Below are 24,554 nucleotides of genomic sequence, written 5' to 3' on the forward strand. Positions count from 1 at the left end.
GTTCAGGGCATGAGCAGAACCGCGAAGTTCGTCACCTGGTCCGGAGCCGGGCTTGTCGTCGTCGGGCTTGCCGTCGGCGCTGGCTCCGCACTCGCGACCGTTTCTGCCGCCAGCCCCCACCACGTCGTCCAGCCTTCGCTTGCCCCGAATGCGCCATCCAGGAGACCTACGCCCGAGCCGTCAGCGGTGTTCCCGACCTCTGAGCAGCAGCGCGTCGGAGGTGCGGAGAACTGCCATCCGCTCGCGTGGGTCGAGATTCAGTCGGACACGGTCGACGCCGACGGCCACGCCACCGACTTCCACGGCAAGCTGATCGGGGAGCCGATCGACTTCGGGCCTCGCGAAGGCGCGAACGGCACCGTGAATCTCGACGATCAGGGTCGCATCGTGAGCTACACGACCGTCACCGGCGACAACCTCGACGGGCATCGAGAAGCGTCTATGCATGGACATGACGTCCGCGGCCATGTACAACAGGGTCGGCTGGGGTCCTGGTGAGCACCCCTGGAGCATCGGCGACACATTCGTTCTCCGCCCCGATCCCGCGGCTGCGTGGATCCCAGCTCGAACGTGACGTCGACCCGCGGACTCCCGGCGTTCACGTTGGATCCATGTGTCGGCTGGTTGGCGCTCTCCGGGTTGGTCTGGGAACTGTAGGTGCCAGAAGGATGCCGCCGACGGTGATGGAGCCGGGTGCACGGGGCGGGCCATTCGTCATGCAAGGGTGGGTGGGAGCCTGTTCGCCGCGCGCGGAGCGACGCGTCGTGGGGGATCCGTGGCGATGCGGCCGGATGTCGGATGCAGCGGTTAGGCTCGAACAGCGGCATCGCCGCACGGTGTTCCCACGCCGCGATCGCCCGTCGTGACAGCACGGAGGCGACCGCGGACCACGTCTCGAAGGAGGACGCACATGGCACGCATCGGTGAGAGCGCCGACCTGTTCAAGTGCTCGTTCTGCGGCAAGAGTCAGAAGCAGGTGCAGCAGCTCATCGCCGGTCCCGGCGTGTACATCTGCGACGAGTGCGTCGAGCTCTGCAACGAGATCATCGAAGAGCGGATGGCGGAGTCCGCGAACGGCGAGGTCGCCGAGTTCGATCTGCCCAAGCCCCGCGAGATCTTCTCCTTCCTCGAGGAGTACGTGGTCGGTCAGGAGCCGGCCAAGAAGGCCCTCGCCGTCGCGGTCTACAACCACTACAAGCGGGTTCGCGCCCGCGGCACCCTGCAGCCGGCCGAGCAGAAGGCCGAGGACATCGAGATCGCCAAGAGCAACATCCTGATGATCGGCCCGACCGGGTGCGGCAAGACCTACCTCGCGCAGACGCTCGCGAAGCGCCTGAACGTCCCGTTCGCGGTCGCCGACGCCACGGCGCTCACCGAGGCCGGCTATGTCGGCGAGGACGTGGAGAACATCCTTCTCAAGCTGATTCAGGCGGCCGACTACGACGTCAAGCGCGCGGAGCAGGGCATCATCTACATCGACGAGATCGACAAGATCGCGCGCAAGGCGGAGAACCCGTCGATCACCCGCGACGTCTCGGGAGAGGGCGTGCAGCAGGCGCTGCTCAAGATCCTCGAGGGCACGGTCGCGTCGGTGCCCCCGCAGGGCGGTCGCAAGCACCCGCACCAGGAGTTCCTGCAGATCGACACCACGAACGTCCTGTTCATCGTCGCCGGCGCCTTCGCCGGCCTCGAGGACATCGTCTCCTCCCGCGTCGGCAAGCACGGCGTCGGATTCGGCGCACCGCTGCACGACAAGGGCAAGGACCTGGATCTGTTCAGCGAGGTGCTGCCGGAGGATCTGCACAAGTTCGGTCTCATCCCCGAGTTCATCGGCCGGCTGCCGGTCGTGGCCTCGGTCTCGCCGCTCGACCAGGCGGCTCTGATCGACATCCTCACCGGGCCGCGCAACGCGCTGGTCAAGCAGTATCAGCGCATGTTCCAGCTCGACGGCGTGGAGCTGGAGTTCGAGGACGACGCGTTGAAGTCGATCGCCGACCTCGCCGTGCTGCGCAAGACCGGCGCGCGCGGACTCCGGGCGATCCTCGAGGACGTCCTCGGGCCGATCATGTTCGAGATCCCCTCCGCGGAGGACGTGCAGAAGGTCGTCGTCACGCGCGCGGCGGTCGAGGAAGGCGCGGCACCGACGCTCGTGCTCGCGCGCAAGCGCAAGAGCGCCTGACGGTCCCGTCCGGCATCACCGACACAGCCCCGCCGAGGACCTCGCCCCACCGCAGCGGCGTGTCGGTGCGTCAGACCGTGCGCAGCACCAGATCCGTGCGCAGCTCGGCCGGCGCGGCGCTCCGCGGATCCGTGACGTAGATCTCGATCCAATCGCCCGTTCCCCGACGCAGGCGCTGCGCAACGTCACCGTACAGGCGTCCCCATGCGGGGCCGAGCCCGTCGTAGGCGCCGATGTGACTGGCGGCGAGAGCAGGCCCCGCGGGCAGCGCAGAGGGAGCGATCTCGACGCCGTCGACCGAGAGGACCTCGCTGATCGGTGCGGTCACCGGGTATCCGATCTCCAGGTCGAAGACGCCCATGGGGTCGCCGTGATAGACGGCCAGCGCCGGACCCGCCGGAGAGAACGAGGCATCGGCGATCGCCCGACCGAGCGCGGCGTAGGCGGGATCGAAGACGTCCGGGAGGCTGCTCAGGCGGAGTCCGGAATGCCGCACGACCGCGAGCGGTGCGGCCTCGACGATGATCTCCTGAACGCCGTCGAACGGCTCGGCGGGGAACGCGGTCATGGGGACTCCTCCTCGATCGGGCACGTCCGATGCGCGCACGCCGTGCTCAGCATGCGCGATGCCCGCTCGGGGCGCAAGAGCGCAGCGGACCGCCGTGACCGGCGCCGTCAGCTGTCCAGCCCGCGGCGTTTGAGCAGTGGGGTGATCTCGGCGGCACGGCCGCGGAAGTCTCGATAGGCCTCGAGCGGATCCTTCGACCCGCCGACGCCCAGCAGACGACGCCGGAAGCGCTCCCCGTTCTCCCGGGTGAGCCCGCCGTTCTCGCGGAACCACTCCACGGTGTCGGCATCGAGCACCTCGCTCCAGATGTACGAGTAGTAGCCGGCGCTGTAGCCGCCGGAGAACACGTGCGCGAAATACGCCGAGGAGTATCGGGTGGGCACCGCCGGATCGTTCAGCCCGATGTCGGCGAGGGCCGCTGCCTCGAACGCCGCGACATCGTCGATCGAGCCGCCCGCCGGCAGTGTGTGCAGCGCCTGGTCGAGCCAGGCTGCGGCGATGTACTCGCTGGTCTCGAACCCCTGGTTGAAGGTCCCGGTCGACTGCAGACGGTCGATGAGACCGACCGGGAGCGGCTCTCCGGTCTCGTGATGCCGTGCGTACGAGCCGACGAGCTCGGGCCAGAGCATCCACATCTCGTTGACCTGACTGGGGAACTCGACGAAGTCGCGGAAAACGTTCGTGCCGGAGAAGTGCGGGTAGGTCACGTCGGAGAAGAGACCGTGCAGCGCATGACCGAACTCGTGGAACAACGTGTTCACCTCGTCGAGCGTGAGCAGCGTCGGTTGACCGTCGGCGGGCTTGGCCACGTTGAGATTGTTCGCAACGACCGGCAGAGTGCCACGCAGCGCGGACTGGCTGACGATCGGATTCATCCACGCACCGCCGCGTTTGCTGTCGCGGGTGTACAGATCCAGCACGAAGAGCCCGAGCGCGGACCCGTCCTCCTGGAACACCTCGAAGGTCCGCGCGCCGGGGTGGTAGACGGGCAGGTCGGGGCGCTCCGTGAACGAGAGCCCGTACAGTCGGCCGGCGGCGGCGAACACGCCGTCGCGGAGCACTCGCTCCGCCTCGAACCAGGGGCGCAGGGCCGCGGTGTCGATCTCGTACTGCGCCGTGCGCAGCCTCTCGGTGTAGAAGGCCCAGTCGTGCGCCTCCAGGGGGAACGGCTCGGGCTCGGTCTCGTCGATGAGTCCCTGCAGGGCGGCTCGCTCCGCTGTCGCGTTGCGTGCGGCCGGTGCGGCGAGATCTCGCAGCATGCGCTCCACGGCTTCGGGCGTGCCCGCGGTCTCGTCGGCGGTCACGGCGCCGGCATGCGAGGGGTAGCCGAGCAGATCCGCGCGCTCGGCGCGGAGGCGGGCGATCTCGACGAGGACACCGCGGTTGTCGTGGTCGCCCCCTCGCGCGCCGCGAGAGAGCGATGCCGCCATGATCCGACGACGGCTCTCGCGGTTCGTCAGCGCCGCCAGGGCGGGGTGGCCGGTGAAGAGCGGGAGCGTGAGCAGATGCTTGCCGTCGAGGCCGCGCTCGACGGCGGCGCGCGCGGCAGCGGACAGCTCACCGTCGCTCAGGCCGTCGAGTTCGATCGCGTCGTCGAACACGACGGCCAGTTCGTTCGTGTCGGCGAGCAGGTTCCTCTCGAAGGTCGTGCTCAGCGAGGAGATCCGCTGGTTCAGCTCGGTGAGTCGAGCCTTCGCCTCGTCGTCGAGCGCCGCCCCGGCCAGCGTCATCTCGCGATGCCAGCGCTCGACGAGCCGATGCTGCTCAGGATCCAGCGACAGTGCGCCGATCTGCTCGTGCAGCTGCGAGATGCGCCAGTACAGGGCGGCGTCGAGCAGGATCGCATCCTGGTGCGCCGCCATCAGCGGGGCGAGTTCCTCATCGATCGCCTGGATCTCAGGGGTCGCATCGGCGGAGCTCACGGTGTAGAACGCGTGCGAGGTCCGGTCCAGAAGCTCTCCGCTGCGCTCCAGCGCGACCATCGTGTTCTCGAACGTCGGCATCGACCGCACCATCGTGATCCGGCGGATCTGGACGAGCTGCTCCTCGAATCCCTGCCGGAATGCGGGGAGATAGTGCTCCGCGCGGATCAATCCGTAGTCGGGTAGCGCATACGGGAGGGTGGAGGGCGTGAGCAGCGGGTTGGTCTCGACCGTCATGGTCCGAGCCTAGAAGATGGCTCGGACCAGAGGGAGTGCCCGGCCGCGCGGCGCTCAGCCGGTCAGATCCGCCATGACCCGGCGCAGCGCGTCGGACACGAGACGCACGGAACGCCGGCGCAGGTTCTCCGGCCGGGCGAGCACGTCGATCATCCGGTTGGTGCTGACGTACTGCAGCGGGCGGCGCACGACGGCGTCGGTGCCCGGCGAGGTGTAGCGGGGGAGGACCCCGATCACGTCGCCCGTCGCGATCACGGAGGCGGCGACGCCGTAGTCGTTGATGCGATGCACGATCTCGGCAGGCTGGTTCGTGATGGCGGAGATCGTGCGCAGCACGTCGTCGGGGGAGTAGCCGGCTCGGCTCGTCACCCAGCGCTCGCCCACCACATCGGCCGGGCGCAGTGAGGCACGCTGCGCGAGCGGGTGCTCAGGGGAGAGCGCCACGTCCAGCGGCTCGGCGGCGAGCGTCAGCACGCGGATCCCGGTCTTGGGCCAGGGCGGACTGTGCTCCATGCGGTGCGCGAGCACGAGGTCGTAGCGTGCGGTGAGGGCAGGGAAGTCGCTCTGCGCGACATCCTCGTCGGTGAAGCGGATCGCCGGGACGTCGGGTCCGGATCCGAGCGCCCGGATCAGAGGGCCGAACAGCGCCTGCGCGGCGCTGAGGAAGCCGCTGACCGTGACGACACCGCCCTCGGTCGCCTCGAACTCGTCCACCGCCGATCGCGCCGCGGCCATCGCGTCGAGCGCCGCGGCACCGGCCTCGGCGAGAGCTTCTCCGGCGGGCGTCAGCACGAGCGTGCGGCCCTGCTTCCTCGTCAGCGGCGCCCGGACTCCGCGCTGCAGCGCGGCGAGCTGCTGGGAGACGGCGGACGGCGTGACGCGCAGGGCCTCTGCGACGGCGGTCACGCTGCCGAGCGCGCCGAGCTCGCGGAGGATCTGAAGCTGCTGCAACTGCATATGTCCAGTCAAGCATGTAGCGATGCTTAAAGCTCAGTCCAGACAGTGGGGATTGATCTACAGGGTTGTTCGCGGTGGGATCGAAGCATGAAGGCTCTCTACAAGGACGGCCCGCACGCGGGCCTCGCGCTCGTCGACCGTCCCGACCCCGTGGCCGGACCCGACGAAGTGGTCATCCGCGTGCTGCGCACCGGCATCTGCGGCACCGATCTGCACATCCAGCGCTGGGACGACTGGGCCGCCTCCGCGGTGAAGGCGCCGCTCATTCCCGGGCACGAGTTCTACGGCGAGGTCGTCGAGGTGGGCCCGCTGGTGCACGACATCTCGGTCGGCGACCGCGTCTCCGGCGAGGGGCACATCGTGTGCGGAATGTGCCGCAACTGCCGCGCCGGCCGCCGGCAGATGTGCATCCGCACGATCGGACTCGGCGTGCAGCGCGACGGCGCGTATGCGGAGTACCTCACCCTTCCCGCCACGAACGTCTGGGTGCATCACGCCGATGTGACGCCCGAGCTCGGCGCGATCTTCGACCCTCTCGGCAACGCCGTACACACCGCGCTCGCCTTCCCGCTCGTCGGAGAGGACGTGCTCGTCACCGGCTGCGGCCCGATCGGCCTCATGGCGATCGCGATCGCCCGGCACGTGGGTGCGCGCTTCATCACCGCGACCGATGTGAGCGCACCGCGACTGCAGCTTGCGCGTGAGATGGGCGCCGACGCCGTCGTCGACGTCTCCCGCGAGGACATCGCGGACGCGCAGCGCGCGCTCGGCATGCGCGAGGGCTTCGACATCGGCTTCGAGATGAGCGGAGCGCCGAGCGCGCTGCCCGCGATGATCGACAACATGAACCACGGCGGCCGGATCGCCATGCTCGGCCTGCCGACCGGACCGTTCAGCGTGGACTGGGGCAAGATCGTCACCCACATGCTCACCGTGAAGGGCATCTACGGTCGGGAGATGTTCGAGACCTGGAACGCGATGGGCGCGATGCTGCAGACCAGTCCCGTGCTGCGCGGCTCGATCACCCGCATCATCGCCGAGGTCCTTCCGGCCCGCGACTGGGAGAAGGGCTTCGCGGCCGCTGCATCGGCGGGCACGGGCAAGATCATCCTCGACTGGACCGAACTGTAGGAGACGACGATGTACGGAGCATTCCAGCAGCACCTCGCCGGCGAACTCGCCGGTATCGACGAGGCAGGGCTCACCAAGCACGAGCGCGGGATCCGCGGTCCGCAGCGCGCCGAGATCATCGCGGACGGCGCCGAGGTGCTGAACTTCTGCGCCAACAACTACCTGGGGCTCGCCGACGACGAGCGCCTCGTCGCTGCCGCCAAGGGCGCGCTCGACGAGTGGGGCTACGGCCTGGCGAGCGTGCGCTTCATCTGCGGCACGCAGGAGCAGCACCTCGAGCTCGAGCGGCGTCTGTCGACGTTCCTCGGCACCGACGACGCGATCCTGTTCTCATCCTGCTTTGATGCGAACGGCGGCGTCTTCGAGACGCTGTTCGCGGCCGAGGACGCGATCATCTCGGACGAGCTCAATCATGCGTCGATCATCGACGGGATCCGGCTCTCCAAGGCGCGCCGGCTGCGCTACCGGAACCGCGACATGGGCGAACTCGAGGAGCAGCTCCAGGCCGCGGCCGACGCCCGATTCAGAGTGATCGTGACCGACGGCGTGTTTTCCATGGACGGGTACATCGCGCCGCTCGCCGAGATCTGCGACCTCGCGGAGCGCTACGACGCCCTGGTCTTCGTGGACGACTCGCACGCGGTCGGATTCATCGGCGAGCACGGACGCGGCACGCCGGAGCTGTGCGGCGTCGAGGGTCGTGTGGACATCTACACCGGCACCTTCGGCAAGGCGCTCGGCGGCGCGAGCGGCGGCTACGTCGCGGGTCACCGCGACATCGTGGCTCTGCTGCGCCAGCGTGCCCGGCCGTACCTGTTCTCCAACACGCTCGCCCCGTCGATCGTCGCGGGCACCCTGCGCGCGCTCGACCTCGTCGAGGGATCCGGGTCCCTGCGCGCGCAGCTGCAGTCCAACGCCGCGCTGTTCCGGCGTCGCATGACCGAGGAGGGGTTCGACCTGCTCCCGGGGGAGCACGCGATCGTCCCCGTCATGTTCGGCGATGCCGCGCTGACCGCACGGGTCGCCTCGGAGATGCAGAAGCAGGGCGTGTACGTGACCGCGTTCAGTTTCCCGGTGGTGCCGCGCGGTCTCGCTCGCATCCGGGTGCAGCTCTCCGCCGCGCACACCCCGGAGCAGGTCGAGCGCTGCGTCGCGGCGTTCGTCGCCGCACGCGCTGCCGCCTGACCGGTGTCCTCGCCCCCTCGCAGCGTCGGCGCCTCCTCCGAGCGCCGTTGCCGCGAGGGGGCGTTGGCGCTGCGAGAGATGTCGGCGAGAGACTCTCCGTGGATTCCTCGGAGATGGAGAGGAACGCACGTCAGACTCTGCTCATGACGCACTCTGCAGAGGTGGGCTGGACCCTCGACGGCATCGATATGTTCGGCACGATCATGGCGCCGGACGGAGACGGCCCGTTCCCCGCAGTCGTCCTCGTCGCCGGCAGCGGGCCGACGGACCGGGACTGGAACTCGCCGATGCTGCCCGGGACGAACGGATCCGGCAGGCTGCTCGCCGAGTCGTTCGCCGAGAGCGGCTTCATCACGCTGCGCTACGACAAGCGGGCGTCGGGCCCGCACGTCGTCGAGAACCTGCCGCGCCTCGCGGGCACGTTCAGCATGGCGTCGCATCTCGCTGAGCTTGCCGCGGCGGTCGACGTGCTCGTCGCCGATCCTCGGGTGGATCGGAGCCGCATCGTGGGGCTGGGCAACAGCGAGGGGTGCGTGCACGTGCTGCACTATGCGCTCGCGCAGGCAGAGCAGCGGCTTCCGATCCCGTTCTGCGGGCTTGTGCTCGCCGCGCCTCCCGGGCGCAGCGTCGGCGCGGTGCTGGGCATGCAGCTGAGCGCGCAGCTCTCGGCGGTACCCGGGGGAGAGAAGATCCTCGCTCTCGTACGAGAGGCGACGACCCGTTTCTCGGCGGGCGGTGCGATGGATCCGGACGAAGCCATCCCCGACACCGTCGCGAACGTGCTGCGGAGCTTCGACAGTCCCGTGAACCTCCCGTTCGCACGTGAACTGTGGAGCGAGAGCGTCGCTGACCGCATCGGGGAGGTCGCGATCCCCGCGCTCGTGCTCATCGGGGAGAAGGACCTGCAGATCGATGCTGCCGCCGACGGGGAGCCACTGCGGATGGCCGCCGCGGGCAATCCGCTGGTGACGTTCTCGTTCCCCGCGAACGCGAACCACGTGCTCAAGCACGAACTCCGCCCGCGCGCCGAGATCGTCCCGGGGACGAACTACAACGAGGAGGGGACGAGGCTCGACCCCGACGCGGTCATGGCGATCCTGGCCTGGACGCGGCACGTGACCGCAGGCTGAGTCGCCGACGGGGAAACGTGCAAAGAAGTACTTGCAAAGAATCTCTTGCAAAGGTATCTTTGCAAGTATGACGGAGAACGACGCACCCCGCAAGGACACGACGTCCGAGGAGCGAATGCTTGACGCGGGCGCCCTGAAGGCTCTCGCGCATCCGCTGCGGGTTCGGATCCTCGATCTGCTCGCAGAGCGCGGACCTCAGACGGCGAGCTCCCTCGCCGCATTGATCGGGGAGAGTTCTGGCGCCACCAGTTATCACCTCCGTGCACTCGCGGCGCAGGATCTGATTCGGGAGGTCGCCGGTCGCGGCACCGCGCGAGAGCGGTGGTGGGAGCGGCCTCGCGGTCGCATGTCCTTTCCCGGCCCGAACGACGAGATGACGCCGTCCGGTCGGGCTGCGGCGCAGATCGTGGAGGACGAGTTCTTCCGCAACCGCCATCAGCGGCTCATGGACCATCTGCACCGGCCGCAGTCCGAGGTTCCGCAGGAATGGCGTGAGGCTGCGCACCACATGACGACGATGCTCGACCTGACGGCATCGCAGCTGCAGGAGCTCACGGGACGCATTGACGCCGTGATCGGCGAGGCCGTGCAGCGCTACCGTGGCCAGACCGGACCCGGCGTGCGTCGAGTCACTGTCCGCGCAGACCTGTTCGACCTTCCCGACGCTCGCCCCCGCGGCGCCGTGGAACACCGCACCACCGAGACCGAGGAGCTGTCATGACCGCCGCGACGCTGCACATCGCCGCCCCCACCTTCGTCGAGCGCACAGGGCTCCGCGTCGCCGACGCGATCACCGCTCACGTCCGCCGGCGCGTCGAGCGCCGGGCGGAGCGACGCGCGCTCGCCATCGACATGCTTCGCGAGCAGCAGGCGCGCAGGACCCGCGGATCCGTACGTCCTCGAGCAGGCGCTGCAGATGATTGGCTCACGCTCGCGCTGAGAGCCCCGCGCGGGCGGCGTCTCGTCTCGCTCCGACTGCGTCGGTGCTCGCTCGACGTCCGCGGGAGGGGACCGATCAGTCCTCGAACGGACGGACCACGACCTCGCCCGAGGCGGTGCGCGAGACCTCCCAGCCCGTGTCGAGCTCGGCGATCGGCCGGCCCTCCAGCCAGGTGAGGGTCCAAGTCCCGCGCAGCAGGTTCAGCGCCCCGGTGTGCAGGCTCAGCGTGCCGCCCGCGACGCTGCGCGCCTCGGCGTCGGCGATGGCCGGGCGCAGGGCCGCGGGAACCGATGCCGGCGGCTCGGATCCGGCGGCCCAGCGCGTCCCGAGCTGCATCATGCCTCCTCGGCCGGTGCCAGCTCGATGGCTGTGACCTCGAGCGCGTCCGCCTCGACGAAGGCGATCTCCGAGATGCGACCCACGGCCCGGAGGTCGTCGGCTGCGGCCTCGAGGGCCGCGATCTCGGCCGGCGGGGCGGCGATCGTCGCGGACGACACCGGGGTCTTCTGGGAAGCCTTGGCCTCGGTCTTCGCCCGGCGGATGCCGATCAGCGCCTTGCTCGCGGTCGCGAGGACGACGGGGTCGCCGGCTTCGGTCGATCCCGGCACGGGGCCGAGCGGCTCAGGCCAGGCCGCGTTGTGCACCGAGCCGTCCTCGAACCAGCTCCAGGCCTCCTCGGTCGCGAACGAGACGATCGGGGCGAGCAGGCGCAGCAGCGTGGACAGCGCGAGACGCAGCGCGAGGGCCGCGGACGCCTGACCGACGTTCGTGCGGTCGTAGGCGCGCTCCTTTACGAGCTCGAGATAGTCGTCGCAGAACGTCCAGAAGAACGCCTCGGTGATCTCCAGCGCCCTGGCCTGGTCGTAGTTCTCGAACGCCGTCGTCGCATCGCGCACCACGCCGTCCAGGGTGGCGAGCATCGAGGCGTCCAGGGCATGCGTGATCTCGGCGCCCTCGGGCACCGGGAAGGACAGCACGAACTTCGCGGCGTTGAGGATCTTGATCGCCAGGCGGCGACCGATCTTCACCTGCGTCGGGTTCTGCGGGTCGAACGCGGCGTCGGCCCCGAGCCGGCTGGAAGCCGACCAGTACCGCACCGCATCGGATCCGTGCGCGTCGAGGATGTCGGCGGGGGTGACCACGTTGCCCTTGGACTTGGACATCTTCTTGCGGTCGGGGTCGACGATGAAGCCGCTGATCGCGGCGTTCCGCCAGGGGGCGCGGCCGTCCTCGAGCGTCGAGCGCAGCATGGTCGAGAACAGCCAGGTGCGGATGATGTCCTGTCCCTGCGGACGCAGGTCCATCGGCGACACGAGATCCCAGAGTTCCCTGTCGCGCTCCCAGCCGCCCGCGAGCTGGGGGGTGAGCGACGAGGTCGCCCAGGTGTCGAGGATGTCCGCTTCGGCGTCGAAACCGCCCGGCACGCCGCGCTGGTCCGCGGTGTAGCCGGCGGGCACGTCGCTCGTGGGATCGATCGGCAGGGTCGCGTGCGCGGGGGTCAGGACGCGGTCGTAGTCGCGCTCGCCGTTCTCGTCGAGCGCGTACCACAGCGGGATCGGCACGCCGAAGAAGCGCTGCCGGGAGACCAGCCAGTCGCCGGTCAGGCCGCCCACCCAGTTCTCGTAGCGCACGCGCATGAACTCCGGGTGCCAGCACAGCTCGGCGCCGTGCGCGAGCAGCTGGTCGCGGAGCCCGGCGTCGCGCGCGCCGTTGCGGATGTACCACTGGCGGGTGGAGACGATCTCGAGCGGGCGGTCGCCCTTCTCGAAGAACTTCACCGCGTGGTTGAACGGCTTGCCGACCGCGGTCATGGCCCCGGTCTCCTGCAGCTTCTCCACGAGCGCCTTGCGGGCCGAGAACACCGTCTTGCCGGCCATGTTCTCCACGTACCAGGCGGCCGCGTCCGCGTGGCCCACCGAGGCGGGGGCGTCGGGCAGGAAGCGCCCGTCGAGGCCGATCGTGGTCATGTTCGGCAGGTCGCGGCCGTCGGTCGTGCGCAGCTCGCGCCACCACACGATGTCGGTCACGTCGCCGAAGGTGCAGACCATGGCGGCGCCGGTGCCCTTGTCGGGCTGGGCGAGGTGGTGGCCGTGGATCTCGATGTCGGCGTCGAAGAAGGGTGTGCGCACCTTCGTGCCGATGAGGTGTTTGTGCGGGCCCTCCGGGTGCGTGACGATCGCCACGCACGCGGGCAGCAGCTCGGGACGCGTCGTCTCGATCGTGATGTGGCCCGATCCGTCCGCGAACGGGAAATCGATGGTGTGATACGCGGCCTGCTGGTCGCGGTCCTCGAGCTCGGCCTGCGCGATCGCGGAGCGGAAATCGACGTCCCACAGGGTCGGTGCGAGGGACTGATAGGCCTCACCGCGCTCGAGGTTGCGCAGGAACGCCAGCTGGCTCTGCCGGATCGACTCGTTCGAGATGGTGCGGTATGTCTGGGTCCAGTCGACGCTCAGTCCGAGCTGACGGAAGAGGGCCTCGAAGTGCTTCTCATCCTCCTCGGTGAGCTTCTCGCACAGCTCGATGAAGTTGCGCCGGCTGATGGGCAGCTGATCCGCTGCCCGGGAGGACTTGTTGTCGCCACCCTCGAACGGGGGAGTGAAGTCGGGGTCGTAGCCCAGCGACGGGTCGCAGCGCACGCCGTAGTAGTTCTGCACGCGGCGCTCGGTGGGCAGGCCGTTGTCGTCCCAGCCCATCGGGTAGAACACGTTCTTGCCGCGCATGCGCTCGAAGCGCGCCTTGATGTCGGTGTGCGTGTAGGAGAACACGTGGCCGATGTGCAGGCTGCCGCTCGCCGTCGGCGGCGGAGTGTCGATCGAGTAGACGCCGTCACGGCCGTCCTGCGCGGCGCGGAGGCGATCGAAGAGGAACGTGCCGTCCGTGGACCAGCGCTCACCCCACTTCGCTTCGAGGCCTTCCAGTGCGGGCTTGTCCGGGATGGCGTTCAACGACGACATGGATCTCCTCGTTCGATGTGTGCGGCACTGTGTGAGCGTGCCTGAGTGTGGGGTGTGGCGACAGTCTACCGGGCAGGCCTGCACGGAACGCCACCGATAGATCCACCCCGTCCACAAACCGGTAGCCTGGAGTGTCCCGCACTCAGCACCCCTCACCGCACCCCGAGGATCCCTCATGCCTTCTCCGCTTCGGCGTCGACTCCTGCCCTTCACCGCGCTCGCCGCGGCCGCCGCGCTCGCTCTCAGCGCCTGCTCCGCCTCGAGCGGATCCGGATCCGGTGACGCGAACGGCGAGCTCGTCTGGGGTGTCGACGGCAGCCTGCTCTCCAGCGGCAAGATGGATCCGCAGACCAGCCAGCTCGACGTGACCGCCATGGTGCAGCGCGCCGTGCTGGACTCGCTGGTGTTCCAGAAGGCGGACGGAACCTTCGTGCCGTGGCTCGCGAAGAAGTGGGAGGTCTCCGTGGATGGGACCGTCTACACGTTCCACCTGCGCGACGATGTCACCTTCACCGACGGCGAGAAGTTCGACGCGGCGGCCGTGAAGGCGAACTTCGACCGCATCGCCGATCCCGCGACCAAGTCCGCGCAGGCCGCGAGCATGCTCGGCGGCGACCTCTACAAGGGCACCGAAGTGGTGGACCCGACCACCGTGAAGGTCACCTTCTCGCAGCCCTACGCGCCGTTCCTGCAGGCGGCGAGCACCGCGCAGCTCGGCTTCTACGCGCCGAAATCGCTCACCGAGCACTCGGCGGATCTCGCCGCCGGCGGCAAGGGCATCACCGTGGGCACCGGCCCGTTCCAGATCTCGTCGTACACGCCCGATCAGGAGATCGTGTACTCCCGCAACGCGAAGTACGCCTGGGCGCCGGAGGGGCAGAAGGCGCCCGCGTTCAAGACGCTGCGGGTCCAGATCCTGCCGGAGGCGTCCGTGCGCAGCGGATCCGTGACCTCGGGCGAGATCGACCTCGCCTCGCAGCTGCCGCCGAACCTCGTGTCGCAGATCAAGGGATCCGCGACCGTGAAGTCCGTGCAGGTGCCCGGCCTGCCGTACTCGCTCTTCCTCAACGAGCGCAACGGGGTGTTCGCGGATCAGAAGGTGCGCGAGGCCTTCACCCGGGCGATCGACGTGGACGCCGCTGTCGACAAGATCTTCTTCGGCCAGTTCCCGCGCGCGTGGAGCATCCTCGGACCGACCACGCCCGGCTACGACAAGAGCCTCGAGAAGAGCTGGCCCTTCGACAAGGATCTCGCGAACAAGCTCCTCGACGAGGCCGGCTGGACCCAGCGCGGAGCGGACGGCATCCGCATCAAGGACGGGAAGCGCCTCACCGCGAACTGGATCGCCTGGACCCCCGTCTCCGATGACCACGCGGCCCTCGCGAACGCGATCCAGTCGGACCTCAAGTCCGTCGGGTTCGAGGTCACGCGGGAGACGCTGGAACCGGGCGCCTACAACGAGAAGTACGGCCCCAAGACCTTCGACATCACCGACTGGGACTTCTCCGGCGTCGACCCCGATCTGCTGCGCAGCCATCTGGCGACCGACGGCTTCCAGAACGCGTCCTCGGTGAGCGACCCGAAGCTCGACGAGCTCCTGAAGGACGGCATCGCCACGACCGATGCGACCAAGCGGGCCGACGTCTACGCGCAGATCCAGCAGTGGAACGCGAAGGACGACGCGATCGTCCCGCTGTACGTCACCTCCGCGATCACGGCCGTGGGTGACAAGGTGACGGGTCTCGGCTTCGACATCTACGGGCGGCCGCTGTTCTTCGGCACCAGCGTGAAGTGAGCGCGGTTCGCGATATCGTCCGCTCGTGAGGGATCGACAGCGACTCCGGAACAGGTCCGCCCGCCGATCCGGTGCCGTGTTGCGCCGGATCGGCGGGACGGCGCTGTCGGTCGTGCTCGTGCTGTGGGGCGCGGCGACCCTCTCGTTCCTCGCGTTCCGGGTGCTGCCCGGCGACCCTGTGAGCGTCATGCTCGGCCCGCAGGCCCAGGTGGGCGAGGCGGTCAAGGAGCGGATCCGGGCGGAACTCGGGCTGGACCGGCCGCTCTGGCAGCAATATCTGTCGATGCTGTCCGATCTGCTGCACGGTGATCTCGGCACGTCCTATCAGCTGCGGATGCCGGTGAGCGAGGTGATCGGCCGTCAGCTGGGCGCCACGCTGCAGCTCACGGCGCTCGCCCTCGCGATCGCGGTGCTGCTCGCGCTCGCCGGAGTGCTGATCGCCCGCCGGCCGTTCGCCCGAGGGCTCGTCGCGGCAGGGGAGCTGATCGTGCTGTCCTCGCCCGTGTTCTGGATCGGGCTGCTGCTGCTCACGGTGTTCGCCTTCGGGCTGGGCTGGTTCCCCGTCGCGGGCTCACGGACCGGGGCGAGCCTCGTGCTGCCGGCGGTCACCCTGGCGCTGCCCGTCGCGGCGCTGCTCGGCCAGGTGCTTCGCGACGGCGTGGAGGCGGCCGAGCGGCAGCCGTGGGCGCTGACGGTGCGCGCACGCGGCGCCGACCATGCCCGGCTCACGCTGCGGCACACCCTGCGGCACGGCTCGATCGGGGCGCTGACCCTGAGCGCATACCTCGTGGGGTCGCTGCTGGGCGGTGCGGTGCTGGTGGAGACGGTGTTCGCCCGGCCGGGACTGGGGCGGGTGACGCTGGCGGCGATCACCGGGCGCGACCTGCCGGTGGTGACCGGGATCATCCTGTTCAGCGCCCTCGTGTACGTGATCGTGAACACCCTCGTCGAGCTCGCGGCGCCGTTCCTGGATCCGCGCCTGCGGGCATCCGCCGGTCGCCCGGCCGAGGCTGCACCCGCGCGCCCGGAGGCCGCGGCATGAGGCCGGTGCGGCGCGCCCTGCTCGCGATCGCCGTGCTCGTGTTGGCCGCGTTCGTGCTGGCCGCCCTCGTGCCGTCCCTGCTCGCCCCGGCGGATCCGCTGCAGACCCACGTGCGCGACGCGTTGCTGCCGCCGGGACCGGGGCACCCGTTCGGTACGGATCAGAGCGGGCGCGACGTGTACGCCAGGGTCGTGCATGGGGCCGGGCGCTCGCTCGGCATCGGTGTCCTGGCCACTTCTCTGGCACTCGTGGTCGGTCTGATCGTCGGTGCGCTCGCCGGGGTGGCGCCGCGGCCGGTCGACGCCGCGCTGATGCGCACGAACGACGTGCTGATGGCGTTCCCCGAGTTCCTGCTGGCCCTGGTCGTCGTGGCGATCCTCGGTCCCGGAGTCGCCAACGTCGCCATCGGCGTGACGCTCGCCGCGATCCCCGTGTACGTGCGGCTCGCCCGCGCGCAGACCCAGGTGCTGCGGCGCGCCGAGCATGTCGAGGCGGCGCGCATCCTCGGCGTCGGAGCGTTCACGACGTTTCGACGGCACGTCGCGCCCGGTGTGCTCGGCGCGCTCAGCGTGCTCGCAACGATCGGGCTCGGTTCCAGCATCCTCGCCGCCGCGGGCCTCAGCTTCCTCGGGCTCGGCCCCGCGGAGCCGTCGCCCGAGTGGGGGCTGATGCTCGCGGGCGGGCGCAACGTGCTCGGCCAGGCCTGGTGGATCGCCGTGTTCCCCGGGCTGGCGATCACGCTGACCGTGCTCGCGGCGACGTTCCTCGGGCGCACGCTGCGGGCCCGAGCCGAGGGGAGGCGCGCATGAGCGCCGAGGCTCCCGCGGGCGGCGCCCGCTCCAGTCTCCGGGTGGAGGGCCTGCGCATCCGCATCGACCGGCGAGTGCTCGTGGACGACGTCGCGTTCACGGTCGCGCCGGGGGAGTGCGTCGCGCTCGTCGGGGAGTCGGGGGCCGGCAAGTCGCTCACGGTCCGGGCGCTGCTCGGCCTGCTGCCGGAGCACGCCGTGGTCTCCGCGGCGACGCTCGAGGTGGACGGTGTCGATGCCGTGGCGCTGCCCGAGCGCGGATGGCGGACGCTCCGCGGAGCACGCATCGCCCTGGTCTCGCAGGATGCGCTCGTGTCCCTGGATCCGCTGCGCCGCATCGGCGCCGAGGTCGCCGAGCCGCTGGAGATCCATGGATCCGTTCCGCGTGCGGCACGGGGCGCGCGGGTGCGGGAGCTGCTCGCCGACGTCGCCATTCCGGACCCGGAGCGTCGCGCCCGGCAGCGACCGCACGAGCTCTCCGGCGGGCTGCGTCAACGGGCCCTCATCGCGAGCGCCCTCGCCGCCGCGCCCACGGTGCTGGTCGCCGACGAACCGACCACGGCGCTGGACGCCACCGTGCAGGCGCGGGTGCTGACGCTTCTGCGCCGGATCGCCGACGACGGCACTGCGGTCGTGTTCGTGAGTCACGACATGGCGGCGGTGCGCCGGATCGCCGACCGCGTGGTGGTGCTCAAGGACGGGCGCGTCGTCGAGCACGGGGCGGCGGGCCAGGTGCTCGCCGCCCCGAAGGACGCGTACACGCGAGACCTCGTGCTCGCCTCGACCCCGGCACCGCGCACCGCGCCCCTCGGCGACGCGCCGCTGCTCGCGACCGTGGCCGCCGTCGGCAAGAGCTTCGACCGGCCCGCGCTCCGTGCCATCTCCTTCGAGTGGCGTCGCGGACGCACACTCGGCGTGGTCGGGGAATCCGGGTCGGGGAAGACCACGCTGGCCCGTGTCCTCCTCGGGGTCGAGCGCGCCGACACCGGCACGGTCACCTGGGCCGCCGGTGCGCGGCCGCGGATCCAGCTCGTGCATCAGAACCCGCTGGGCGCGTTCGACCCGCGCTGGTCGATCGGACGCTCGCTCCGCGAGGCGCTCGCCGCCGGGGGTGTTGCCCGCGGGCAGCGGGTGGCGCGCGCAGCCGACCTGCTGCGCGAGGTCGGCCTGGATCCCGCGCTCGCGGCACGGCGCCCTGCCGCGCTGTCGGGCGGTCAACGGCAGCGGGCCGCGATCGCCCGTGCGCTCGCGGCGGAACCCGAGGTGCTCGTGCTCGATGAGCCGGTGTCGGCTCTGGACGCGACCGTGCGGGCGCGCATCCTCGCGCTGCTGGACCGCCTGCAGCGCGACCGCGGGCTGACGATGCTCCTCGTCTCGCACGACCTCGGCGTGATCGCCTCCGTGGCCGACGATCTGCTCGTGATGCAGGACGGGGCGATCGTCGAACAGGGCCCGGCCGCCCAGGTGCTGGCCAAGCCGCAGCACCCGTTCACGCGGGAGCTGCTCGCCGCGTCGTCCTCCTCCGACTAGTCCTGGACGTCGATGCCGGCCGCGCGGGCGAAGACCGGGGCGAGCAGCTCGACCTGCCGTGCCGACAGCGTGGTGCCGCGCAGGGCCGTCACGTCGAGGAACGCGAGGGCGTCGAGCCCGCGCAGATCGAGAGCGTCGGCCCTGAGGCCCCGAGTATCGACCTCGTCTGCGCTGCAGCGCTCGAATCTCACGCGGGTGGCCGTGGCCGACGGGAGATCCACGGTGGCGAGCGTGCAGTCGGCGATGACGGAGTCCTGGATCTTCGCTGCCGCGAGCGACAGATAGTCGATACGGGCGTGCTCGAGCATCAGCTCCGCGACGTGCGCGCCGGACAGGTCGAGCGTGCCGATCCGCCCGCCCGCGATGCGCAGCCGCCGGATCGTCGCATCCTTGAGCGACAGCACAGGCGTGCGCGCGTCCACGATCTCGACATCCAGCAGCGTCGCCCCGGTCAGGTCGACGCGGTCCGCCGCGCCCGACAGCGAGCACTGTTCGAACTGCGCGTGCGCGAGATCCTCGGCGAGCGGGATCCTCTGGCCGACGTGGTCGCCGTGACGACGGCCGACCGCGTCTTCGAGCTCGTCCGGCAGATCGGGCGGCGAGGCGCGGGGCGGCTGGGGTCGTTCGGTGCTGCGGGCCATGCCACGACCCTAGGACCCCTCGCCGACAGCGGCTCATGGTTCGATGCCCTACCCGGCCCTCTTCCGCACGGCGGCGCGGCGGCCCGAGAGGCGGCGTTAGACTGGACAGCACGAGCATCGATCCGGCCATCACCGGGGAGCTCTCGGAAGAACGTTCCGCCCTGCGGTCGCTGAGCCTGTCGAAGCGCCGGAGCCGGAATCAGTAGAACCGAGCGGGGCAGGCCCGTCACAGCCGCAGTGAAAGTGGTCCGAGCTGTCAACCGACAGGTTCATGGTTCGGGCAATGCAGGGTGGTACCGCGGTCCCTTCGCCTGAACCGGCGCAGGATCGTCCCGGCGCGCAGCTCCCGCCCGCCACCGACACTGCGAGACACGATGACCTACCCGCGCACCTCTTCCGCCGGATCCTTCGGCCCCGCCGCCGACGCCGTCACCCCGAGCCCGCGCTTCCCCGAGATCGAGCGCGACGTGCTCGCGTTCTGGGAGGCCGACGACACCTTCCGCGCCTCGATCGCCCAGCGCGACGGCGCCGAGGAGTGGGTCTTCTACGACGGCCCGCCGTTCGCCAACGGCCTGCCGCACTACGGCCACCTGCTCACGGGCTACGCGAAGGACCTGTTCCCGCGCTTCCAGACCATGCTCGGCAAGAAGGTCGACCGCGTGTTCGGGTGGGACACGCACGGCCTCCCGGCCGAGCTCGAGGCGATGAAGCAGCTCGGGATCACCGAGAAGGACGAGATCGAGCAGATGGGGATCGACGTCTTCAACGCGAAGGCTCGCGAGTCGGTGCTCGCCTACACGCACGAGTGGCAGGACTACGTCACCCGCCAGGCGCGCTGGGTCGACTTCGAGCGCGGCTACAAGACGCTCGACCTCGGCTACATGGAGAGCGTGCTCTGGGCCTTCAAGACCCTGCACGACAAGGGCCTCGCCTATGAGGGGTACCGGGTGCTCCCGTACTGCTGGCGCGACGAGACGCCGCTCAGCGCGCACGAGCTGCGCATGGACGACGACGTCTACAAGGAGCGCCAGGATCCCTCCGTCACCGTGAGCTTCCCGCTCTCCGGGGAGAAGGCGGCGGCCCTCGGCCTCGAGGGAGCCAGGGCACTGGCCTGGACCACGACCCCTTGGACCCTGCCGACCAACCTCGCGCTCGCGGTGGGGCCGGAGATCGTCTACGCCGTGCTGCCCGCGGGGCCGAACGGAACCTCGGAGGGGGCGCAGGGCGACCGCTTCCTGCTCGCGCAGGACCTGCTCGGCGGCTACGCGAAGGACCTCGGCTACGACACCGCGGAGGACGCGCTGGCCGCGGTCGCCACCACCGTGACCGGCGCCGAGCTGGGGGGCGTGACGTACGACCGCCTCTTCGACTACTACGCCGACACCGAGACCTGGGGCACCGAGAACGCCTGGCAGATCCTCGTCGACGACTACGTCACGACGAGCGACGGAACCGGCATCGTGCACCAGGCGCCCGCCTACGGTGAGGACGACCAGCGCGTCGCCGGCGCCGCGGGGATCCCCACGATCCTCTCGCTCGACGAGGGCGGGCGGTTCCTGCCGAACGTCACCGACGTGGCGGGAGAGCTCTGGATGGACGCGAACACGCCGCTCGTACGCCTGCTGCGTGCGAACGGGCGCCTGCTGCGCCTGCAGAGCTACCTGCACTCCTACCCGCACTGCTGGCGGTGCCGGAACCCTCTCATCTACAAGGCGGTGTCCAGCTGGTTCGTGCGCGTCACTGACTTCAAGGACGACATGCTCGCGAACAACGAGCAGATCACCTGGGTGCCGGAGAACGTCAAGCACGGCCAGTTCGGCAAGTGGCTCGAGGGCGCACGAGACTGGTCGATCAGCCGCAACCGCTACTGGGGATCCCCGATCCCGATCTGGAAGAGCGACGACCCTGAGTACCCGCGCGTCGACGCCTACGGATCCCTCGCGGACATGGAGCGCGACTTCGGTCGCCTGCCGCGCAACGCCGAGGGACAGGTGGATCTGCACCGTCCGTACATCGACGAGCTGACGCGGCCGAACCCCGATGACCCCACCGGGCGGAGCACGATGCGGCGCATCGAGGACGTCTTCGACGTGTGGTTCGACTCGGGGTCCATGCCGTTCGCGCAGGTGCACTACCCGTTCGAGAACCAGGAGTGGTTCGACTCGCACTCGCCCGCCGACTTCATCGTCGAGTACATCGGGCAGACCCGCGGCTGGTTCTACCTCATGCACGTGCTGTCGACCGCGCTGTTCGACCGCCCCGCTTTCACGGGCGTGAGCTGCCACGGCATCGTGTTGGGATCCGACGGCTACAAGATGTCGAAGTCGCTGCGCAACTACCCCGACGTCTCCGAGGTGTTCGACCGGGACGGATCCGACGCGATGCGCTGGTTCCTGATGTCGAGCTCGGTGCTGCGCGGCGGCAACCTGTCCGTGACGGAGGAGGGGATCCGCGCCGGCGTGCGCGAGTTCATCCTGCCGCTGTGGAACTCGTGGTACTTCTTCGCCACCTACGCCAACGCCGCGGCAGGGCCCGACGGCTCGGGCTATGAGGCGCGGTGGCGCACGGATTCGACCGACGTGCTGGACCGGTACATCCTGGCGCGCACCGGTGATCTCGTCCGCGGCGTGCAGGAGGACCTGGAGGGCCTCGACTCGACCACCGCGGCCTCGCGCCTGCGCGAATTCGCCGAGGTGCTCACGAACTGGTACATCCGCCGCTCGCGCGATCGGTTCTGGGTGGGCGTCGACCCGTCCGACCCCACGACCACCGAGGCCTTCGACACGCTCTACACCGTGCTGGAGACGCTGACCCGCGTGGCGGCGCCGCTCGTGCCGCTCATCGGCGAGCGCGTCTGGCAGGGGCTCACCGGCGGGCGCAGCGTGCACCTGACCGACTGGCCCGATGCCGAGCTGTTCCCGCACGCGGACGACGTGCGCGACGCGATGGACGCGGTGCGCGAGCTGTCCAGCGTCGGCAACGCGCTGCGCAAGAAGGAGAAGCTGCGCGTGCGCCTGCCGCTGGCCCGCTTCACCGTCGTCTCGCCGCAGGCGGCTGCGCTGGCGCCGTTCGAGGACATCCTCCGCGAAGAGCTGAACGTGAAGAGCGTCGAGCTGGTCGCCCAGGGCGAGGGAACGGCGGCGGACTACGGCATCAGTCACCGCCTCAGCGTCAACGCCCGCGCCGCTGGTCCGCGCCTCGGCAAGGACGTGCAGCGCGTGATCCGCGCCGCGAAGGACGGCTTCTGGACCGAGGAATCCGGCGTGGTGACGGCGGATGGCATCGCCCTCGAACCGCACGAGTACGAGCTCGCGCTGGAGACCACGGGGCGCCCGGAGGGCGAGGCGCTGGCCGTCGTCCCGACCGGCGGCTTCGTGCTGCTCGACACCGCGACCACCCCTGAGCTCGAGGCGGAGGGTCTGGCGCGCGACGTGATCCGCGCCGTGCAGGACACCCGCAAGAACGCCGGCTTCGACGTGAGCGACCGTATTCGCCTGCAGCTGCGCTTCGCCGATGCGGAGGATGCCGCGGCGGTCCGTTCGGCGTTCGATGTCGCGGCGGTGGCCGAGGAGACGCTCGCGATCGAGGCGGACGTGCTGGACGCGGCCGCCGAGTTCGCCACGGCGGAGTTCGTGGCCGACATCGACCAGGGCACCTACGCGAACCGCGGCGGATTCGCCGTCGCCGTGAGCCGGATCGGAGATGCATCGTGACCGATGACCGCGAACGCGCGGACGCCGTCTACTCCGCACTGCTGGAGCGGGCGGGGGAGCGGTGGGTGCAGCCTCGCAAGGAGCGCACGGCCCGTCTGCTCGAGCTCATGGACGACCCGCAGAAGACGTACCGGGTGGTGCACCTGACCGGCACGAACGGCAAGACCTCGACCGCGCGCATGATCGAGAGCCTGCTACGCGCGCACGGTCTGCGCACCGGCCTGTTCACGAGCCCGCACCTGGAGCGGTTCACCGAGCGGATCATGATCGACGGCGAGCCGATCGCCGATGCCGCCGTCGCCGATGCGTGGGAGGAGGTCGAGCCCTTCGTCGGGATCGTCGACGCCGAGCTCGAGGCCTCCGGCGACGCGCCGCTGACCTTCTTCGAGCTGCTCACCGTGCTGGCCTTCGTGGCCTGCGCGGACGCCCCCATCGACGTGCTCGTGCTCGAGGTGGGTATGGGCGGATCGTGGGATTCCACGAACACCGCCGACGGCGATGTGGCGGTCTTCACCCCGATCGACCTCGACCACGCCGACCGCCTGGGCGACACGATCGCGAAGATCGCGGAGGTCAAGGCCGGGATCATCAAGGACGGCGCCGCCGTGGTCTCCTCGCGGCAGACGCCCGAGGCCGAGGCCGTGCTGCGCCGGGTCGCGGCGGAGCGGGGCGCGAGCATCGCCTTCGAGGGGCAGGACTTCGCCCTCGTCGAGCAGCGCCTCGCCGTGGGCGGCCAGCAGATCACGGTGCGGGGCCTCGCGGGGCAGTATGCCGAGGAGTACCTGCCCTTGTACGGCGAGCACCAGGGGTTCAACGCGGCCCTCGCGATCGCGGCCGTCGAGTCGCTCATCGGCGGAGCGCAGCACGCGATCGTCGGCGACGTGCTCGCCGAGGGGCTGCAGGGCGCCACCTCGCCCGGCCGCCTCCAGCTGCTGGGCATCGCCCCGACCGTGGTCGTGGACGCGGCGCACAACCCGCACGGCGCACGCGCCCTCGCGGCCGCGCTGAAGGACAGCTTCGACTTCGACGAGTGGGGCCTCGTGCTCGGCGTGCTCGGAGACAAGGACGCGGCGGGCATCGTCCAGACGCTGCTGCCGTCCGTCGAGCACGTGTTCGCGACCGCCCCCGACTCCGACCGGGCGAGCGAACCCGACGCGATCGCCGATCTGGTGGAGCGCGCCGGCGGCCGGGCCACGGTGCATCCGACCCTGGCCGAGGCTGCAGACGCGGCCCGTGAATGGGCAGCCTCCGCGGATCGTCGCGCGGTCGTGATCGCAGGATCCGTCGTGCTCGCGGGCGAGGCGATCTCGCTCGCCGCCGATGAGGACTGGAAGAGCGGATGGCGCGCGTGACCGACCACTCCGCGACCGACGCGCGCGCTGTGCGTCCCCGCCGCACCCGGAAACCGCGGGGGCTCGCGCAGAAGCTCGGGTCGATCATCCTCGCGTTCGAGGCGATCGTCGTGGGCCTGGCAGGGCTCACCGTCTACGGGCTGAAGGCGCTCGGCCCCGACATCGAGCCGTGGTGGGGCATCGTGGGCGGCGCCGTGGTCGGCGTCGCGATGCTCGCCGCCGCGGGGATGATGGGCAGCAGGACCGGAATCGTGATGGGATGGATCCTGCAGGTCATCGTCCTGCTGTCCGCCATCCTGGTGCCCGCGATCCTGCTGGTCGCGATCGTGTTCGGCGGCATGTGGGCCTACGCGATGATCGTCGGCGGACGCGCGGACCGCGCCGCCGCCTCCGCCCACCGCGCGGATCCCACCACCCCCACCACCTCCTCCACCGACACCGCTGGAAAGACGACAGAGAGTGACTGA

General features: G+C 70.2%; 19 protein-coding genes. 13 read left to right on the forward strand and 6 right to left on the reverse strand.

Features of this window, described 5'->3' with window-relative positions; genetic code table 11:
• Positions 1-9: 9 nt before the first annotated feature.
• Together ACFWCK_RS06960 and clpX are read left to right on the forward strand one after the other, a co-directional pair.
• Positions 10-498 (forward strand): hypothetical protein, encoded by a 489-nt coding sequence (locus tag ACFWCK_RS06960; RefSeq protein WP_378805173.1) that lies wholly within the window; start codon positions 10-12, stop codon positions 496-498.
• Between the two features lie 412 nt (positions 499-910).
• Entirely contained in the window at positions 911-2,179 is a 1,269-nt protein-coding gene (gene clpX, locus ACFWCK_RS06965) for an ATP-dependent Clp protease ATP-binding subunit ClpX (RefSeq protein ID WP_233309217.1), read from the forward strand.
• 70 nt (positions 2,180-2,249) lie between these two features.
• Here the strand turns inward: clpX and ACFWCK_RS06970 are convergent, their stop codons facing one another.
• From ACFWCK_RS06970 to ACFWCK_RS06980, 3 genes are all read right to left on the reverse strand, one after another.
• A complete protein-coding gene (locus ACFWCK_RS06970; RefSeq protein ID WP_378805174.1) occupies positions 2,250-2,747 on the reverse strand; it encodes a GyrI-like domain-containing protein in 498 nt (165 codons plus the stop codon).
• A 107-nt stretch (positions 2,748-2,854) separates the two neighbouring features.
• Entirely contained in the window at positions 2,855-4,906 is a 2,052-nt protein-coding gene (locus ACFWCK_RS06975; RefSeq protein ID WP_378805176.1) for a M3 family metallopeptidase, read from the reverse strand.
• A 54-nt stretch (positions 4,907-4,960) separates the two neighbouring features.
• Entirely contained in the window at positions 4,961-5,863 is a 903-nt protein-coding gene (locus ACFWCK_RS06980; RefSeq protein ID WP_233309220.1) for a LysR family transcriptional regulator, read from the reverse strand.
• Positions 5,864-5,950: 87 nt separating this feature from the next.
• Between ACFWCK_RS06980 and tdh the strand changes: the two genes are divergently transcribed.
• The 4 genes from tdh to ACFWCK_RS07000 all read left to right on the forward strand — a co-directional run bounded on the left by tdh (position 5,951) and on the right by ACFWCK_RS07000 (position 10,030).
• On the forward strand, positions 5,951-6,994 hold the full coding sequence (gene tdh, locus ACFWCK_RS06985; protein WP_378805177.1) for an L-threonine 3-dehydrogenase: 1,044 nt from the start codon (positions 5,951-5,953) through the stop codon (positions 6,992-6,994).
• A gap of 9 nt (positions 6,995-7,003) precedes the next feature.
• A complete protein-coding gene (locus ACFWCK_RS06990) occupies positions 7,004-8,179 on the forward strand; it encodes a glycine C-acetyltransferase (RefSeq protein WP_378805179.1) in 1,176 nt (391 codons plus the stop codon).
• A gap of 143 nt (positions 8,180-8,322) precedes the next feature.
• Positions 8,323-9,309, forward strand: coding sequence for an alpha/beta hydrolase family protein (locus ACFWCK_RS06995; RefSeq protein WP_378805180.1), 987 nt, complete (start codon positions 8,323-8,325; stop codon positions 9,307-9,309).
• 67 nt (positions 9,310-9,376) lie between these two features.
• Positions 9,377-10,030: an ArsR/SmtB family transcription factor gene (locus tag ACFWCK_RS07000; RefSeq protein ID WP_378805182.1), complete on the forward strand. Its 654-nt coding sequence runs from the start codon at positions 9,377-9,379 to the stop codon at positions 10,028-10,030.
• A 294-nt stretch (positions 10,031-10,324) separates the two neighbouring features.
• Here the strand turns inward: ACFWCK_RS07000 and ACFWCK_RS07005 are convergent, their stop codons facing one another.
• On the reverse strand, positions 10,325-10,588 hold the full coding sequence (locus tag ACFWCK_RS07005) for a hypothetical protein (protein ID WP_378805183.1): 264 nt from the start codon (positions 10,586-10,588) through the stop codon (positions 10,325-10,327).
• A complete protein-coding gene (gene valS / locus ACFWCK_RS07010) occupies positions 10,585-13,206 on the reverse strand; it encodes a valine--tRNA ligase (RefSeq protein WP_378805185.1) in 2,622 nt (873 codons plus the stop codon). The genes ACFWCK_RS07005 and valS overlap by 4 nt, the downstream gene beginning before the upstream one ends.
• A gap of 175 nt (positions 13,207-13,381) precedes the next feature.
• Here valS and ACFWCK_RS07015 point away from each other — a divergent pair, with 175 nt between their 5' ends.
• Genes ACFWCK_RS07015 through ACFWCK_RS07030 form a run of 4 tightly spaced genes read left to right on the forward strand, consistent with a single transcriptional unit; the run spans position 13,382 to position 18,381 of the window.
• Complete coding sequence (locus tag ACFWCK_RS07015) at positions 13,382-15,001, forward strand: ABC transporter substrate-binding protein (RefSeq protein WP_378805186.1); 1,620 nt, start codon at positions 13,382-13,384, stop codon at positions 14,999-15,001.
• A 25-nt stretch (positions 15,002-15,026) separates the two neighbouring features.
• Positions 15,027-16,043: an ABC transporter permease gene (locus ACFWCK_RS07020; RefSeq protein WP_378805187.1), complete on the forward strand. Its 1,017-nt coding sequence runs from the start codon at positions 15,027-15,029 to the stop codon at positions 16,041-16,043.
• Entirely contained in the window at positions 16,040-16,852 is an 813-nt protein-coding gene (locus tag ACFWCK_RS07025) for an ABC transporter permease (RefSeq protein WP_378805188.1), read from the forward strand. The genes ACFWCK_RS07020 and ACFWCK_RS07025 overlap by 4 nt, the downstream gene beginning before the upstream one ends.
• A complete protein-coding gene (locus ACFWCK_RS07030; RefSeq protein ID WP_378805189.1) occupies positions 16,849-18,381 on the forward strand; it encodes an ATP-binding cassette domain-containing protein in 1,533 nt (510 codons plus the stop codon). Before ACFWCK_RS07025 ends, ACFWCK_RS07030 begins: the two co-directional genes overlap by 4 nt.
• On the opposite strand, the gene ACFWCK_RS07035 is transcribed toward ACFWCK_RS07030, so the two are convergent.
• On the reverse strand, positions 18,378-19,022 hold the full coding sequence (locus tag ACFWCK_RS07035; RefSeq protein WP_378805191.1) for a pentapeptide repeat-containing protein: 645 nt from the start codon (positions 19,020-19,022) through the stop codon (positions 18,378-18,380). The two genes, ACFWCK_RS07030 and ACFWCK_RS07035, sit on opposite strands and share 4 nt — an antisense overlap.
• A 374-nt stretch (positions 19,023-19,396) precedes the next feature.
• Between ACFWCK_RS07035 and ileS the strand changes: the two genes are divergently transcribed.
• The 3 genes from ileS to ACFWCK_RS07050 are packed head-to-tail and all read left to right on the forward strand — an operon-like array spanning position 19,397 to position 24,554.
• Complete coding sequence (ileS, locus tag ACFWCK_RS07040; protein ID WP_378805192.1) at positions 19,397-22,735, forward strand: isoleucine--tRNA ligase; 3,339 nt, start codon at positions 19,397-19,399, stop codon at positions 22,733-22,735.
• Positions 22,732-24,087 carry a bifunctional folylpolyglutamate synthase/dihydrofolate synthase gene (locus tag ACFWCK_RS07045; RefSeq protein ID WP_378805193.1) on the forward strand — a complete coding sequence of 452 codons (1,356 nt, stop codon included), beginning with the start codon at positions 22,732-22,734 and terminating at the stop codon, positions 24,085-24,087. The genes ileS and ACFWCK_RS07045 overlap by 4 nt, the downstream gene beginning before the upstream one ends.
• Positions 24,075-24,554 carry a DUF4233 domain-containing protein gene (locus ACFWCK_RS07050; RefSeq protein ID WP_378805195.1) on the forward strand — a complete coding sequence of 160 codons (480 nt, stop codon included), beginning with the start codon at positions 24,075-24,077 and terminating at the stop codon, positions 24,552-24,554. The genes ACFWCK_RS07045 and ACFWCK_RS07050 overlap by 13 nt, the downstream gene beginning before the upstream one ends.

The organism is Microbacterium sp. NPDC060117, assembly GCF_042729315.1.
GTDB lineage: Bacteria > Actinomycetota > Actinomycetes > Actinomycetales > Microbacteriaceae > Microbacterium.